11 protein-coding genes and 1 pseudogene are annotated in these 15,437 nt (G+C 73.6%); 3 read left to right on the top strand and 9 right to left on the bottom strand.

The annotated features are described in order from the left end of the window. Window positions 1-78: 78 nt before the first annotated feature. Window positions 79-2,766: an SdrD B-like domain-containing protein gene (locus ACZ51D_RS22910; protein WP_465663406.1), complete on the bottom strand. Its 2,688-nt coding sequence runs from the start codon at window positions 2,764-2,766 to the stop codon at window positions 79-81. Window positions 2,767-3,272: 506 nt separating this feature from the next. Here ACZ51D_RS22910 and ACZ51D_RS22905 point away from each other — a divergent pair. Further along, a complete protein-coding gene (locus ACZ51D_RS22905; RefSeq protein ID WP_465617885.1) occupies window positions 3,273-4,241 on the top strand; it encodes an NAD-dependent epimerase/dehydratase family protein in 969 nt (322 codons plus the stop codon). Between the two features lie 51 nt (window positions 4,242-4,292). On the opposite strand, the gene ACZ51D_RS22900 is transcribed toward ACZ51D_RS22905, so the two are convergent. The 4 genes and pseudogenes from ACZ51D_RS22900 to ACZ51D_RS22885 form a co-directional block, all read right to left on the bottom strand. Then, window positions 4,293-4,799 carry a DUF6624 domain-containing protein gene (locus ACZ51D_RS22900; protein WP_465617883.1) on the bottom strand — a complete coding sequence of 169 codons (507 nt, stop codon included), beginning with the start codon at window positions 4,797-4,799 and terminating at the stop codon, window positions 4,293-4,295. Between the two features lie 126 nt (window positions 4,800-4,925). Continuing rightward, window positions 4,926-5,052 (bottom strand): annotated as a pseudogene (locus tag ACZ51D_RS22895) (IS5/IS1182 family transposase); the annotation flags it as partial. A gap of 442 nt (window positions 5,053-5,494) precedes the next feature. After that, window positions 5,495-6,592, bottom strand: a complete 1,098-nt coding sequence (locus tag ACZ51D_RS22890; protein ID WP_465663405.1) for a TerD family protein — start codon at window positions 6,590-6,592, stop codon at window positions 5,495-5,497. A 114-nt stretch (window positions 6,593-6,706) separates the two neighbouring features. Further along, window positions 6,707-7,975, bottom strand: coding sequence for a cytochrome P450 family protein (locus ACZ51D_RS22885; RefSeq protein WP_465663404.1), 1,269 nt, complete (start codon window positions 7,973-7,975; stop codon window positions 6,707-6,709). A gap of 69 nt (window positions 7,976-8,044) precedes the next feature. On the opposite strand from ACZ51D_RS22885, the gene ACZ51D_RS22880 reads away from it, so the two are divergent. Further along, window positions 8,045-9,304: a pyroglutamyl-peptidase I gene (locus tag ACZ51D_RS22880; protein WP_465617875.1), complete on the top strand. Its 1,260-nt coding sequence runs from the start codon at window positions 8,045-8,047 to the stop codon at window positions 9,302-9,304. A gap of 84 nt (window positions 9,305-9,388) precedes the next feature. Here ACZ51D_RS22880 and ACZ51D_RS22875 read toward each other — a convergent pair whose 3' ends face one another. Next, the gene (locus ACZ51D_RS22875; RefSeq protein WP_465617873.1) at window positions 9,389-9,889 is read right to left on the bottom strand and encodes an inorganic diphosphatase; all 501 of its coding nucleotides are present in this window, start codon (window positions 9,887-9,889) and stop codon (window positions 9,389-9,391) included. Window positions 9,890-10,007: 118 nt separating this feature from the next. Here ACZ51D_RS22875 and ACZ51D_RS22870 point away from each other — a divergent pair, with 118 nt between their 5' ends. Continuing rightward, entirely contained in the window at window positions 10,008-10,832 is an 825-nt protein-coding gene (locus ACZ51D_RS22870) for an outer membrane protein assembly factor BamB family protein (RefSeq protein ID WP_465663403.1), read from the top strand. 28 nt (window positions 10,833-10,860) lie between these two features. Here the strand turns inward: ACZ51D_RS22870 and ACZ51D_RS22865 are convergent, their stop codons facing one another. From ACZ51D_RS22865 to ACZ51D_RS22855, 3 genes are all read right to left on the bottom strand, one after another. Further along, window positions 10,861-12,774, bottom strand: a complete 1,914-nt coding sequence (locus ACZ51D_RS22865) for a CocE/NonD family hydrolase (protein ID WP_465663402.1) — start codon at window positions 12,772-12,774, stop codon at window positions 10,861-10,863. Window positions 12,775-12,960: 186 nt separating this feature from the next. After that, window positions 12,961-13,713, bottom strand: a complete 753-nt coding sequence (locus ACZ51D_RS22860; protein ID WP_360493700.1) for a Mut7-C RNAse domain-containing protein — start codon at window positions 13,711-13,713, stop codon at window positions 12,961-12,963. Window positions 13,714-13,806: 93 nt separating this feature from the next. Next, window positions 13,807-15,096, bottom strand: coding sequence for an MFS transporter (locus tag ACZ51D_RS22855; RefSeq protein WP_465663401.1), 1,290 nt, complete (start codon window positions 15,094-15,096; stop codon window positions 13,807-13,809). Between the last annotated feature and the right edge of the window lie 341 nt (window positions 15,097-15,437).

Here is a 15,437-nt window from a genome sequence, read left to right as displayed (position 1 = left end):
GCGGGTCCGGGGACCATCGGTCCGCGAACCCGCCCGATCGGGCCCGGCGCGGGTCTCCCCGCCTCGGGCTCCTGGGTGTCAGCCGTGCTGGCCGCGCTGGGCGGCCTTGCGCCTACGGACCACCAGCACCAGTGCCGTGCCGAAGGCGATCAGTGCCGCCGCGCTGGTCAGGGCGATCGGCATCCCCTCGCCCGCGCCGGTGTTGGGCAGGTGCCCGGGTGCGGGGCCCGGCGGGGCAGGCGGTACCGGAGCCGCCGTCGTCGGCTCCGGGGTCGGAGTCGGCGTCGGCGTCTCGGTCGGGGTGGGTGTCGGGGTGGGTGTCGGCGTCGGCGTGGGGATCAGCTTGTTGACGGCCGTCACCTCCACGCCGGCATCGAGGTTCGCCGAGGTCAGCACCAGCGGCCCGAAGACCGTGATCTCCGGCGCGGCGTAGCCCGCGGGCGGGCTCAGCTCCTGCCAGTAGTACGACCCCGGCAGCCCGGTGCCCTGGCAGAGGCCGTCGGCACCGGTCGTACAGGGCGCACCGACCTTGGCGTCGGGCTTGTCGCCGGTCGACTGCAGCCCGTCCGTCCCGTTGGTCTCGTGCCACAGCTGGAACGTGGCGCCGGCCAGCGGTTTGCCGTCCTGGTCGTGCTTGACCAGGCGCAGCGCGCCCTCCTGCCGGCGGAAGCCGAAGTCGAAGCTGTGGTCGTTCTCGCCCGGTCCGCCGGTGGTCAGTGCCCGTTCCGGATACTTCCCGCCGGACGGGACGACACCGTCGGAGTCGACGAAGCGGTTGTCGCCGACGTCGTGTTCGGTCGGCACCCACTGGAAGAGGGGGCCGTCCTTGGCGTAGTCCGCCGGGTTGTCCAGCTTGATCGTGTACTTGGTCCTCGGCTTGAGGCCGCCGTCGACGTTGCTGTCGTCGAAGTAGTACTCGCCGCGGGTGGTCGTCTTGGTGGTGCCGACGAGCTTCCCCGACTCGTCGTACAGGTGGACGGTGGCCCCAGGCACCGGGCGCTGGCCCGGCAGTTGGAGGCCGCTGCGCTCGGGGTCGTACCAGACCCGGTTGCCGATCTGCAGCGGCGCCTGGTCGCAGAGGACTTCGAGGTCGCCCATCGCGGCGCCCTTGCCGAACGGCGGGACCGGCCCGACGGGGTTGAGCCGCACGCCGCCGTCGGCCTTGCCGTCGCGCTGGACGAAGGCGGTGCCGTAGCCGAAGGCCATGCCGTTGCTGTCGTAGCCCGAGGTCGCGATGGAGTTCTCGACCTTCGAGAACGCCATCCCGGCATTCGCGGCGTTGTTGTGGCCGAGGCGGTTGTTGTCGAAGACCCGGGTGCCCCGGGTCGTGATTCCGCAGCCCTTGTTGGTGTCCAGCACGTACATGCCGTTCACCGGGCAGGCCTTGTTGAGGTCACCGCCGGACAGGACGGTGGCCATCGTGCCGGCCGTCGGTCCGGCCGCCGACTGGTCGCCGAAGCGGTCCCGGAAGGCGATCAGCATCGAGCCGTCGGTCTCGAACGCGATCTCGGCCAACTCCGGCTCGGGGTTGGCCATGTAGCTGGTGCAGGCCTGGCCGTTCTGGGTGGCCGGGTAGGTGTCCTGCCACGGGAACCAGGCGGTGCCGGGGCACGTCCCGCCGACCGTGGCGCCGCGCGGGTAGTCGAGCGGCTGGTCCAGCACGGCCTTCTTGAACGCGCCGGTGGCCGGGTCGAACGGCAGCACCACGGCGCGCAGGTCCGAGGCCTTGCCGGTGGACTCGCCCGAGCAGACGCCGCCGAGGAAGCCGGTGCCGTCCTGGAGGCCGAGGCCGTACGGACGCCAGTCCCCGGCCGCCGGGCAGCCCGGGTCGGGGATCGGGTAGGCGGCCTTCGGCTCGGCCGCCGTCGGCGCGGTGGCGTCGTAGCGGTAGAGCTTGCGGTCGTTGAGGTTGACGACGAACAGGTCCTTGCCGTCGTCGGTGACCTTGATGGCGCCGAGGCTCTCCTTGCCCACCGCGGCCAGGAAGGCGTCGTCGTTGCCCGGGCCGTGCGGAGTGGTGCCCGCGTCCGGGACGGTGGCGAACAGCGTGGTCTTCTTCTGCGCCGGGTCGGTCACGTAGATCGCGCCGGGGCCACCCGGGCCGTAACTCGTGCTCCGCTTGGCCTGGGCCGAGGAGAACACCCGCCGGTCGGCCCGGTTCCAGGCGATGCCGTAGAGGTTGCCGGTCTGTTCGGCCGTGGCCAGGTCGGTCACGGTCACGTCGGTGCCGGCCACGCCCCGGGAGCTGTACGGGTAGGACACCAGCGTGTGCTGGGCCCCGCCCTCCCGGGTGGCCGGCTGACAGGTCGACACCAGCGGCGCGTTCTTCTGGCAGTAGTCGCCCGGGTTCCACAGCCCGGTGGTGAGTTCCGCCTTCTTGCCGCCGGTGAGGTCGACGAACTCCTCGTTGGAGCTGAGCTGGTTGGGCGCGCCCGTCAGTCCCTGGCGTGAGGCGAAGGCCGGGAAGAGCACGCCCGGCTTCGGATTCACCACCTGCACGCGGTACTTGCCACCGGTCGCCTTGCTCGCGGCCGGTGCGAGCGTCACCGTGCCGTCGGCTGCCGTGGTGCCCTCGATGCCGGCACCGGAGTCGTCGGTGAGCGTCACCTTCACGCCCGCCATGCCCGGCTCCAGCACGGGCGTCCACACCCCGCTGGTGTCGACGGCCCGGATCACCCGGACCGTGACCGTGCCGTCGCCGGTCTGCGGAAACGCCGACGGGGCCACCGCCAGCGAGCAGGCGCCGATCGCGACGGCGAGTGCCACCGCGCCGCCTGCGGTTCGACGGCCGATCCCACCCGGTCGCCACCGGTCCGGGCCGCGCGCGGCACCGGCTGGTCGTTCACTTGTCGTCGTCATCCCTGCTCTCATCGTCAAGTTGAGCATCATCACGTTGGGCATCACCAGTGGGGGCCTGCCGCCCGACCTCGCGAGGGAGCTCGTGAGTGGCGGAAAGCCGCCATTGTTAACGGGAGCTTAAAGCGGCCTCACGGAAGTTCGCAGGAAAACAAGGAACTTTGACGAGGTATCAGGCGTTTCGACGGCCGTCGCACCAACCCGCTTCCCTTTCGATACCGGAGCGCTGACCTGCGGAGAAGGCGCTCCCGGAGCCCCGGCGCCACTCCCGGGCGCCGCATGCACCTGTCGACAATCGAACACAGGACCTGCCGCGCCTGCACACACCATGCCCCAACTCGCGCACCCCACGGGCAACTTCCGCACCATCACGGCCGCCCCGGTGCGGCCGAAACCCGCTCTGGCACGATGGACCGATGCGCATACTGATCATGGGCGGCACCAGGTTCGTCGGCCGCCACCTCGCCGAGGCCGCCCTCGCCGCCGGGCACGACGTCACGGTGCTGCACCGGGGCAGGTCCGGCGCCCACCTGCTCCCCCACGCCACCCACCTGATCGCCGACCGCGACGCCGACCTGTCCGTGCTGCGCGGCCGCAGCTGGGACGCCACCGTCGACGTCAGCGCCTACTACCCGCGCCAGATCCGGGACTTGGCCGCCGCCCTCGACCCCGGCGCCGCCGGACGCTACCTCCTCGTCTCGTCCATGGCGGTGTACGACACCCCGGCCGCCCCCGCCTACACCGAGGACTCCCCGCTGCGCCCCGCCGACGGCCCGGAGCCCGACACGATCACCGGCGAGACCTACGGCGTCCTCAAGGTCCAGTGCGAACGCGCGGCCCGGCAGGCGTTCGGCCCGGAGACGCTGCTGGTGCGCCCCACGTACGTGATCGGCCCCCACGACTACACCCACCGCTTCGACTACTGGGTGCAGCGCCTCACCCGGGGCGGCGAGGTCCTGGCACCGGGCCGGCCCGACGCGCCGATCCAGGTCGTCGACGCCCGGGACCTCGCCGCCTGGATGCTCGCACTGCTGGAACGGAACGCCTCCGGCACCTACCACGCCGCCGCTCCACCGCCGTTCACCTTCGGCGACCTGCTCGACGCCGTCGCCTCGGCGGTCGCCCCGGCCGGCACCACCCTCACCTGGGTGGCCGAGGACTTCCTGCGCGCAGCCGGCATCCCCGACCGCGCACTCCCGCTCTGGCCCCGCAACCCGCAGCTCCGGGCCACCAACACCGCCGACCCGGCCGCGGCCCTCGCCACCGGCCTCACACCCCGCCCGGTGGCCGACACGGCCCGGGACATCCCGCCCTTCGAGCCGCTGCCGGAGACCCTGACACCCGAACAGGAGGCCGACCTGCTCGCCGCCTGGCACCGCCGCTAGGGTCCGTCCGGCGGATCAGGCGTGAGCGTGATCCGCCGGCACCCGGATGAGTCAGGCCTGCGAGAACTGAGCGACGTACTCGTCGAACGGCGGGATGCCAACTTCCGCGCGGCGCTCGTCCATGCGCTCGGGATCCTCACAGGGCCACGGGACAGGCGAGGCGTCCTCTACCCCGGCGATCTGTGTGCCGTAGATCTGCTTCCGACCTTCGTTCACAAGGGTGCGATCCCGCAGGAAGGCAAGATCTCGCGAGCTGGCGGCGCCGTTGGCCACCGCCTGCTCCATCAGCCGCAGCGCGCGCCGCTGGACGTCGAGCTGTCGGTCGGCGTGTTGCGCGATCAGCCACGCGGCCCGGGCCGCGTCCTCACCGACCAGTTCCGCGGTCGGCCATCCGTGCGCGTCCATGATCTCGCTGAGACGGTCCGCGTGCTGCGCGGTCAAGCGGCGCCACGCCAACTGCTCCGCCGGGGCAGCACTGTTCGCGTGGCGCGCGGCCCGGTGATCTGCCGCCGCCATGTCGGTGAGCTCCCTGGCCACTACGGCAACGTCGGATGCCATCCCAACTCCAAGTCAGATCGAGGTTCTCGCCGGTCATCCGCAACCCTAGGTGTGCAAATCACCCCAAAATTTCCTTCCAGAGGACGGTGACAGACCCGTCCGGCCCTTGGGATAATTGATCTGTCCACGGAGCCAGAGCCGGATCGAAACAACGCCGACAGTCCCGCGGACGATGTAGGCGCGCTTGTCGTAGCGCGTCGACGGCGCGGAAGTGCTTCGGGCGATTGATCGTGCGCTCGACGTCATTGCGGCGCGGCCGGCCCCGCCGAAGGCCCGGCCCCACGAACCGTCCGGACATGCGAACGGCCGCACAGCGCAGGTGCGTTGTGCGGCCGCCGTCGACGGAGGAGAGGTCAGTCCTCGTCCTGGTCCTCGTACTCCTCCCGCAGGTTCTCCACCGGGTCGCCCCAGAGATCGGAATCGTCCGGCCCCTGCCCCAACTCATCCAGCAGCGCGACGAACTCGTCCAGCGCGGCCTTCGCGTCGCCGTTGCGGATCCGGTCATCGAAGCGGGTCAGCAGGGCCAGCGCGCCGATCAGCCCGGGCAGCGAGTCGGCCGCCCACGCCGCAGCCGTGCTCCCGGCCGTTCGGGTCGTAGATCTGGACGTGCTTGAATGGCGTCGTCACACCGTCCTGGACAGCACGGGCCGCCGGGGTAACCCCCGACGGCCCTTCCGCAGCTGTGGCCTGACGGCTCAGAAGAGGCCGTCGTCCTCGTAGTAGTTGTTGACGACGACCTCGGGCCCGTCGTCGTCGAACGCCTCGTTGAGCAGCGCGCCGCCGACCAGACCCGCCGCGCCGGCGCCGATCAGCGCACCGGTGCCGAAGCGCCGGCCGCCGCCCTGCGCCTGCTGGCCGGGCACCTGCGGGTACCCCTGCTGCTGGACGGGCTGCGGGTAGCCCTGCTGCGGGGTGTAGAACGGCGGGACAGTGGTCTGCACCCGCTGGGCGCAGGCGACGCAGGTCTCGATCTGGCGGGGCACGCCCCACTGCGGCGACCACAGCACCGCCGTCGTGCCGGCGCCGTGCGAGGGGTCGAAGAAGCACGTCACGGGGGAACTCCCTGCTACTGGCTGGGTCTGCGGTACGGGGGGCACGGCGGCGGGAACCACCGGCGCGGGCGGCGCGGACGGCACGGCGGGCTTCACCGGAGCCGGGGCAGCGGCAGCCGGGGTCGGAGCCGCCGCGGGCTGCAGGACGTCCACGCCGAAGTCCGTGGCGATGCCCGCGAGCCCGGCGGCGTACCCCTGCCCGACCGCCCGGAACTTCCAGTCGGCGCCGTGCCGGTACAGCTCGCCGAACACCATCGCCGTCTCGCTGCCCGCCTCGGGCGCCACGTCGTAGCGGGCCACCTCGGCGCCGCCGTCCGGGTCGGTGATCCGGATGTACGCGCCGCGGACCTGCCCGAAGCTCTGGCGTCGCTGCGCCGCGTCGTAGATCGCCACCGCGAAGACGATCTTCTCCACGAAGGGGGAGACCTCCGCGAGCCGGACCTCGATCTGTTCGCGGTCGGCTCCGCTGCCGGAGCTGCCGGAGCTGCCCGAGCCGCCCGAGCCGCCCGAGCCGCCCGAGCCGCCGTGGTGGCGGACCGAGCCGTCCGGGCTGCGCAGGTTGTTGAAGAAGACGAAGTTCCGGTCCGCGCCGACCTTCCCGTCCGCCCCGCACAGCAGTGCGCTGGCGTCCAGGTCGTACCCGGCCCCCGCCGTCCAGCCGAGGCCGACCCGGACTACCAGCAGCCCGGGGGCCTGCGTGCCCAGGGAGACGTTGCCGCCCTTCGTCAGGGCCACACTCATGGGACTTCCTCCACGACCGTACGAGTACCGCTGTTCGACCACGACAACGCTGTAGATCTCGCGCTGGTTCCCGGCCGCGTCGTCAGGATCGCGTCAGTGCCGAAGCGGCCGGGCTCAGTACCGCACGGGCAGTTCCCGCAGGCCACGGGCCCGCAGGGTGGGTCGGTGGCGCAGCTGCTCGACCGGCGCGTCCAGGGCGAGGTCGGGGAAGCGGCGCAGCAGGGCGGTCAGCGCGATGGCGGTCTCCATCCGGGCCAGCGGCGCGCCGAGGCAGTAGTGGATGCCGTGGCCGAGGGCGAGGTGGCCGTTCTCGCGGCGGTGCAGGTCGAGCCGGTCGGGGTCGGTGAACTGCTCGGGGTCGCGGTTGGCGGAGCCGAGGGCGAGCAGCACGGTCTCCCCCGCCGGGACGGTGACGCCGCCGATGGTGACGTCCTCGCGCGGGAAGCGGCGGATGGCGAGCGGGGCGGGGCCGTCGAAGCGGGCGAGTTCCTCGACGGCGGCGTCGATCAGTTCCGGTTCGGCGCGCAGGGCGGCGAGCTGCTCGGGGTGGGTGAGCAGGGCGAGGACGGCGTTGGCGATGAGGTGGACGGTGTTCTCGTAGCCGGCGAAGAGGATGAGGAAGGCGAGCGAGGTCAGTTCGTCCTCGCTGAGCCGGTCACCGGCCTCCCCGATCCGGTCGGCGCCGTCGCAGAGCCGGTCGGCGCCGTCGCCCTCGCCGCGCCGGTCACCGCGCTCGTCCTCCTGCTCGTCGCGGACGGCGATCAGGTCGGAGAGCAGGTCGTCGCCGGGTTCGGTGCGCTTGTGCTCGATCAGTCCGGTGAAGAAGCCGAGCATCGCCTTGACGGCGGCGCGGGCGGCCTCGGGGTGCTCGGGGTCGGGGGTGATGAGGGTGTCGGTCCAGGCGCGGAAGTCGTGCCGGTCGTCCTCGGGGACGCCGAGCAGGTCGCAGATGACGGTGATCGGCAGCGGTGCGGCGTACGCGGCGAGCAGGTCGGCGCGGCCCGCCGGGGCCATGGCGTCCAGGAGCTGCTCGGCGACCTTCTCGATCGGGGCGCGCAGGGCGGCGATCCGGCGCGGGGTGAAGGCCTGGGAGACCAGGCGGCGGATCCGGGTGTGGTCCGGCGGGTCCATGTTGAGCAGGTTGGCGTCCAGCGCGGGCGGCAGCGCGAAGCCGCGGTAGTTGCCGGGGGCGGCGTGCGCCCTGTCGAGGGCGAGCCGGGGGTCGGCGAGGGCCCGGCGCACGTCCGGGTAGCGGGTCACCAGCCAGAAGGGCAGGCCGTCCGGGCCGACGACCCGGTGGACGGGGGCGTCGGCGCGCAGCCGGTCGTAGCCGCCGTACGGGTCGGCGATCAGGGAGGTGAGGGTGAGGTCGGGCGCTGTCACCGGCCCAGCCTACGGGCCGCTCGGCGGCACTCTGGCGGGGCATCAGGTCCGGACCTATTGTCAGGTGACATGACATTCCTTCGCCGTACCGCCGGACTGGCCGCCGCCCTCACCGGAACGCTCGCCGCCCTACTGGCCCCGGCCGCCGCCCACGCCGACCCCGGCGGCTGCCGCACCGCCGCGACGGCGTCGCCGGACGCCGAGCAGGCCCGCCTCCAGGACGCCCGCACCGCCGCCTTCACCGAGCGGTCCGGCCTGAACGACCTGCTCCGGGGCTTCCCCGCCGCCCTGTGCGCCGCCCGCAACGCCCACCGCGCCGAGCGGGTGGTCGATGCCTGGGGCCGGGCGCTCTGGCAGGCCGGCGTCGACCGCGCCCAGGGCCGGCGGCCGAGCGGTGAACTGCCCGCCCGCGACGACCGCCCGCTGTACTGGACCCGGCTCGCCATGACCGTCCAACTGTCGCGCTGGCAGCCCGGGTTCACCGTCGACCAGGCCGGGCTCCGGGCCCGCTTCGAGGACGCCTCACGCGGCCTGGACGACGGCTTCAGCACCGCGCCCGACCTCCGCCGCATCTTCGTCAGCGGCTTCGACCCGTACGGTCTGGACACCGAGCCGCGTCGCGCCAACCCCTCCGGCTCGGCCGTCCTGCAACTGAACGGGCGGCGGATCACCCTCGCCGACGGCAGCACCGCCGAGGTGCGGGCCGTCGTCCTGCCGGTGCGCTACGGCGACTTCGACGAAGGGATCGTGGAACGCGCCTTCGGCCCGCACCTGGTGCCCGGCCCGCAGTCCGCCGACCTGATCACCAGCATCAGCCAGGGCTACCCCGGCATGTTCACCCTGGAGGCCTGGGCCGGACGCGCCCGCTCCGCCGACCCCGCCACCGACAACCTCGGCGCGCTCTCCGGCGGCACCACGCGGCACCCGGTCGACGCCCCCGGCCTGGCCGACGGACCCCAGTTCATCCACACCACCCTGCCCACCGACGCCATGACGGCCGTCCAGCAGCCCTACCCCGTCCTGCTCAACACCCCCGTCACCGAGATCCCCGCAGGCGCCACCGACCCCGTCGTCCGTGCCGACGGCCCCACCCCCGACTCCCGCGCGGTCGCCGGAGGCGGCGGCGGCTACCTCTCCAACGAAGTCGCCTACCGCTCCAACCGCCTCCGTCTCGACCTCGCCCCCGACCTCCCCGGCGGCCACCTCCACACCCCGGTCCTGACCGGCCTCCCCACCGACCGGAACCGCCTCACCGCACCGGAGTTCGAACAGAACGAGGCCGCGATCGCCGACCAGGTCCGCGCCATCCTCAGCAGCGCCCGCCTCTGAGCGGCCGCCTCCGAGTCCCAGCCGCGGCGGCAGGGGGCGGGTCGACGCCCGACGGTGCGCCCCCACCACGCTCCCGCACGTCCCTCACACCGGGTCGGCGAAGCACGTCCCCACGGCCCGGGCCCGCGACGCGGCGATCTCCGCGTGGGCGGCCTCGCGGTCCGCCCAGTGCGAACCCTCGACGGACTTGCCGCGCTCCAGGTCCTTGTACACCCGGAAGAAGTGGGTGATCTCCAGCAGGTCGAACTCCGGCAGGTCACCGATGTCCTGCAAGGCCGCGTAGCGCGGGTCCCGGGCCGGGACGCAGAGCACCTTCTGGTCGGGCCCGCGCTCGTCGCGCATCACCCACATGCCCACCGCCCGGCAGGTCAGCACACAGCCCGGGACGGCCGGCTCCCGGCCGAGCACCAGGGCGTCCAGCGGCTCACCGTCGCCGCCGAGGGTGCCCTCGACATAGCCGTAGTCCGCGGGGTAGCGGGTGGCCGTGAACAGGGTGCGGTCGAGGCGGATCCGGCCCGCCACGAAGTCCATCACGTACTTGTTCCGCGACCCCTGCGGGATCTCGATCATCACCTCGAACTCCACCGCGGCCTCCTCCTCGGCTCCTGGGGAAAGTCCCCGGGCTCCCGGAGGAATTGTCGGCCGTTCGGGCACCCTCCGAAACCGCCTCCGCCGTTCGGCGGAACCCACTACCATCCCGGCCATGGGGAGCTGGCGGGTCACGGTCACGGATCACCATCGCAGGAAGGGCGGGCGGCCGCAGGGACGCCCGGAAGGGCCGCTGGCCCGGCGGGACGGACTGGCGGTGCACGGCCGCGACGGCGAACTCAGCTGCGTCGACGCCACCGGCCGGGTCCGCTGGCGGCAGCCCTGCCCGGGGCGACCGAACGCGGCCCACATCTCCTCCGGCCGGGTGCTGGTCACCACCGACTCGTTCGACTACACCGCCTGGGGCCACCTCGGCCCCGCCCTCCTGCTGGACCTCGCCGACGGCACCCCCGTCGCCGAACTGCGCGGCGAGCGCGCGGCGGCCCTCGGCGGCGGCCGCTTCGTCCTCGGCCTGGAGGGCTACGACGCCTTCGACACCCGGGCGTACGACCGCGACGGCGCCCTGGTCGACTCCTGGCGCAGCTACGGCCACTACGTCGTCGGCAGCGGCCTGCGCGTCGTCGAGACGGACCGCCGCCGCCCGACCGGGAGCCGGGTGGTGCGGCTGCTGCCCGGCGGACTGATCGAGCGCGGCCCGCTGCTCGCCGACCCGCAGGCCCCCGAGCCGCTGGTGCTGCCCGACGGCACCCTCCTGGTGCTCGACGCGGGGACGCTGCGCGCCGTCGGCCGCGACCTGGACGACACCGTCCTCGCCGAGCTGCACCCGCTGGCCCCCGACCGGCAGCACCGCTTCACCGGCTCGCTGCGCCGCACCGCCGACCGCCTCGACGCCACCCTGGTCGAACGCCACCCGACCCGCATGGGCTCGTACACCACCCACACCTGGCACCTCGCACTGCACCCGCCCCACCGGCCCTGAGCCGACCGCCCCGACCCCGGGTCACGTGTCAGCGCACGACCGGCAGGTCCAGCACCGATGCCCGGTCGCCGCCCCAGCCGATCCGGTAGGAGGCCTGTCCGTCGGCCGGGAGCAGTTGGAAGGAGTCGGGGTTGGCGGCGGCCACGGTGAGCCGGATCCGCTCGCCGGCCCGGAAGAGTACGGAGACCGGCTGCAGGTCGATGGTGACGCGCTGGGCGTGCCCCTGCGGGAAGTCCTCGGCGTCCGCCGCCGCATAGGTGCGCGGGGTGCGCAGCCGGCGCCAGTCGGGGTTGTCGTCCCGGTCGGCCACTGCCCTTTCGGTCAGCGCCAGTTGGCCTTCCGTCAGGTAGGTCACCCGGCCGTCCGGTCCGACGTCCTCCAGGTACACGTGCAGGGCGCCCCGGGCCGAGCCGGCCAGGCCGGTCACGTCGAGGGTGACCTTCCCGTTCCCGGTGACCCGGGTGTCGGCGGTCAGCGGCGCCGTGGTGTAGCTGAGCAGCTTGGCGTCGACGGCGGCGCGGTCGGGGTAACTGACCTCGGCGCCGCTGAGGTTGGTGTTCCAGCGGTCCAGCGGGCCGGTGCCGGCGGTCGGGTCGAGGCGCAGCGGGTCGGTGCCGGTGCGGCGGTCCTCCGGGCGGCGGCCGAGCGTGTTGCCGGCCGCGAGGTAGAACGACTGGGTGCGGGTGCCGGGCACCGGCCAGCGGGTGGTGGTGCGCCAGACGTCCTCGTTGAAGGTGTAGTAGTGCACCTGTCGTCGGCCGTCGGGGCGGGCGTCGGCCCGCACGTAGCGTTCGAAGAAGTCGTAGGTGCGCTGGTCGAGTTGGTCGTGCTCCTGCCTGGTGAGCGGACGGGCGGGCTGGAACGGGTCGGCGAGCCAGCCGGCGCCGTGGTTCCAGGGGCCGATCCAGTCGTCCTGGGTGTTGGAGAGGCCGGCGAACTGGGAGAGCACGCCGTTGGCGGTGCCCGCGTCGAGCCAGCCGGCCCTGGTGAGGATGGGGATTTTGCCCGTCCGGACGGCGTCGGTCTTGTCGCCGACGCTGCCGACCGTCCAGCTCTTCGGGCCGTCCTGGTAGTCGCGGTGGACGCCGGACGTCGCCATGTCGACCAGGTTGGCGTTGCCGGCGTGCTCGGCGCGGGCGGCGGCGAGCAGGGCCGGTCCGTCGGGGCCGTCGACGGGGCGGGGTTGGAGGCCGGTGAGGCCGGTGCGCGCGCAGAGTTGCCGGGTCTGTTCGTCGGTCTCGCAGGTGGTGCCGCCGGCTTGGTCGAGGATGCGCAGCAGGAGGGCGTACGGGGCGAGCCGGGGTTCGATGAGCGCGCCGCCGGGGCGCACCAGGTCCTCGTACGGGTCGAAGTCGTAGGAGATCGGCGCGGCGGCGGTGATGTGGTGGTTGCCGAGGGCGGTGGCGAGCATCGCGGTGTCGCCGCTGTAGGAGATGCCGGTGGTGCCGACCCGGCCGTTGGACCAGGGCTGGGCGGCGATCCAGTCGCTGAGGGTGCCGCTGTCGGCGATGGCGTCGGCGCCGAGTTCGGAGGTGAGGGTGCCGAAGGAGGCGCCGGTGCCGCGCAGGTCGGCGATGACGTAGGCGTAGCCGTGGTCGGTCCACTGCTCGGCCTCACCGCCGGCGCCGCCGGGCCGGCCGGCCTGGACCTTGGCCCGCCAGTAGCGCTGGGTGACCAGGACGGTGGGGAGGTCGGCGCCGGCCCGGGTGCCCTCGGGCAGGTAGATGTCGACGGCGAGGCGGACTCCGTCGGGCATGGTCACGTAGCGCGACTGCAGATGCGGCAGGACGGGCCCGGTGACGGGCCCTGCCGCGGGCTCAACGGCGGGCCCGGCAAGGGGCGCGGCGGCTGCCGGGACGACCCCGACCCCGACCCCGAGCACGGCAGCGGTCGCAGCCGCGACCAGCGTCGCGAGCGGGCGGCGCAGCGTGGCGCGCCTCATCGGGCGGTCGCCTCCCCGTTCCCGGGGCCTTCTGTCCGGCCGGCCCTCGCCGTCCGCGGTGCGGAAGTGTTGCCGTGCTGTCTGATCGCTCATCCGACGACCTGGCCTCTCTCGTGCGAACGAGTAGCGTGGTCTCGCCCCCGTCGCCGATGGGACCACGGCCGCGCGGCCGCCCGCCAGGGTGAACTACCCGGAGACGACCCCGAGATGGCCCTGGTCGTTCCCGTAGTCGCGCACCGCCTCGGCGACGATCGCCTCCAGTCGGGCGTGGTGGGCGCCGCGCCAGTAGGCCTGGCCGCATTCGGTGCACTGGGCGAAGGCGTCGTAGGAGCGTTCGGTGCCGTCCCGCAGCTGCTCGCGCACCGAGGTCTTGGTGGCGGTGCGCAGTGTGCCGTTGCAGGTGGTGCAGCGGCTCCAGGGGGCGAGCGGCGGCGCGAAGCGGGAGAGCACGTCGCGCAGTTGCTCGGCGGGGCGGTGGCTGTAGACGTAGGCGCCGGCCCACAGTTCGCGGCGGCGCAGCAGGCCGCGGTCGCGGGAGAGCAGGACGCGCTGTTCGGCGGCGGAGCGGGCGGCCAGCGCGGCGTCGCCGATGTCGGGGTTCTCGTACGCGGCGTCCACGCCGAGCAGGCGCAGCCGACGGGTAAGGGTGCCGAGGTGGACGTCGAGCAGGAAGCGGGGCGGGGTGGGCGAGGGCTGCGGCCTGGTCACGGCCCGGACGGTGATGTGCTCGCCGTCGGCCGGGACGTGCGCGTCGGGGACGGTCCGGCCGTCCACCAGCAGGGCGCCGACCTCGGTGAGCGGGACGCCCAGGGACTCGACGACGTGGCCGAGGGTGGAGGTGCCGTCGGTGCGCAGCTCGGTCCGGCCGGCCCGCCGGGGCGCGGAGACGAAGAGGTGCAGCTCGGGGGCGAAGTCGAGCCAGATCTGGGGTCTGTCCACGCGGCCAGCATGCCAGTGGGTGGCGGGCGGGGGCCACCGGTTTCCGGGCGGCCCCGCGCCGCTACGCTCCGTTATGCCCTGTCCGTCGCGCTGCTACGACCCGTCCGCCGTGGTGCCCGCCACGACCCGCGACGCCGGTGACGCGGATGACGCCATCTGGCCTCGGTCGCGCTCCGCCCAGCGGGCGACCGGCCCCATCGCGTACCCCGCGACGAGGAACACCCCGCCCAGGACCAGCCAGCCCGCCAGGCCTCCGTCCAGCAGGAGGGTGGTGAGCAGCAGCGGCCCGAGGGTGCGGGCGACGGCGACGCCGGTGCCGAAGAAGCCCTGGTACTGGCCGATCCGGTCGGGCGGGGCGAGGTCGAAGCCGATCTGCCAGGAGCCCGCCGACTGCCGCATCTCGCCCGCCACCTGCAGTACGGACGCGGCGACCAGCAGGGCGCCGACCGCCCACACCGGCACGTCCAGCGCGGACAGTCCGAAGACGACGCAGCAGCCGAGCAGCAGCACCCCGGCGGAACGGACCGCCCGCGCGGCCGTGTCCAGCCCGGTGACGTCGCGCGCCGCCCGGACCTGGAAGACCAGCACCGCCAGGGTGTTGAGCACGAACAGCGCCGAGCCGAGCCAGCCGATCGCGGCGGCGCGCTGGGCGATCCAGAGCGGGATGATCAGGCTGAGCAGCGGCATCCGCAGCAGCAGGATGGCGTTGAGCAAGGTGACGGCGGCGTACCGCCGGTCGCGCAGCACGGCCAGCCGCGGTCCGGTGCCGGACTCCTCGGCGGCGGGCGGGACTTCGGGCAGTCGCCGCAGGAGCAGGGCGCCGATCAGGAGGCCGACCGTGGTGAGGACGAAGGCGCTCAGGTACGCGGCGCGGGTGCCGACGCTCAGCGCGATGCCGCCGACGGCCGCGCCGACGGCCAGTCCCCCGTTGAGGGTTGACTGCAGGTGGGCGAGCAGGCCGGTCCGTTCGCCGGGTGGCACCAGGCCGGCGACCAGCGCCTGCCGGGCCGCGGTCAGCCCGGACTGCGTGGTGGCGTAGAGGCAGACCGCGAGGAGGAACAGCGGGTAGGAGCGGATCACCAGGAAGGCGGCGACCACGGCCGCGGCCGCGAGTCCGAGCGCCACCGCCGTGCGGCGCGGGCCGCGCCGGTCGGCGAGGTGGCCGAGTGGGACGCCCGCGACGGAGCCTAGCGCCCAGCCGACCGCGAGGCCGAGTCCGAGGGCGGTCGGTGACATGCCGACGACGCGGGTGAAGTAGAGCGCGGAGCAGGTGTAGTACGCGCCGTCGCCCACCGCGCTCGCCAACTGGGCTGCGGCCAGGGTCCGCTGGGGGCCGGCGGGCGGAAGGAGGCTGCCCCACCGGGCGGCTCTGTCGGTCGGCACGTCTCTCCTTCACTGGTCACGGACCGTCACCGTTCGCCCGTCCGTGGGTGGCCGCCCACGGACGGGCGACAGCACCGGGACGGCGAGCGGCGCGCGAGCCGGGAGTTCACAACCGTCAGCGACGGTTCGCCACCCACCCTAGGCAGAAACTGGCCCATCCGACAGGTCCAGTGATCAAGGGATTCCCTGGGCCACTTCCGTCCGTCTCCGCACCGCCGACCGAGCGCTGAACCCTCGTACGACAGCGGCTCGTTGGGCTCTCCGGGCGATTTGGGAGCGTCTCAGGCGGGCCTCGCCCCCGCCGCCGAAGCGCCGTCCGTACCCGCTCCGAATCCGCTCCC

It is taken from the genome of Kitasatospora sp. NPDC033851 (assembly GCF_055576085.1).
The sequence above is the reverse complement of the archived record's forward strand: the minus strand, read 5'-3'. Positions and strand labels throughout refer to the sequence as shown.

Excerpts from the sequence above, each read along its gene's own strand:
- ACZ51D_RS22905 (WP_465617885.1), top strand. The coding sequence starts at position 3,273 with ATGCGCATACTGATCATGGGCGGCACCAGGTTCGTCGGCCGCCACCTC.
- ACZ51D_RS22900 (WP_465617883.1), bottom strand. The coding sequence starts at position 4,799 with ATGGCATCCGACGTTGCCGTAGTGGCCAGGGAGCTCACCGACATGGCG.
- ACZ51D_RS22890 (WP_465663405.1), bottom strand. The coding sequence starts at position 6,592 with ATGAGTGTGGCCCTGACGAAGGGCGGCAACGTCTCCCTGGGCACGCAG.
- ACZ51D_RS22880 (WP_465617875.1), top strand. The coding sequence starts at position 8,045 with ATGACATTCCTTCGCCGTACCGCCGGACTGGCCGCCGCCCTCACCGGA.
- ACZ51D_RS22870 (WP_465663403.1), top strand. The coding sequence starts at position 10,008 with ATGGGGAGCTGGCGGGTCACGGTCACGGATCACCATCGCAGGAAGGGC.
- ACZ51D_RS22865 (WP_465663402.1), bottom strand. The coding sequence starts at position 12,774 with ATGAGGCGCGCCACGCTGCGCCGCCCGCTCGCGACGCTGGTCGCGGCT.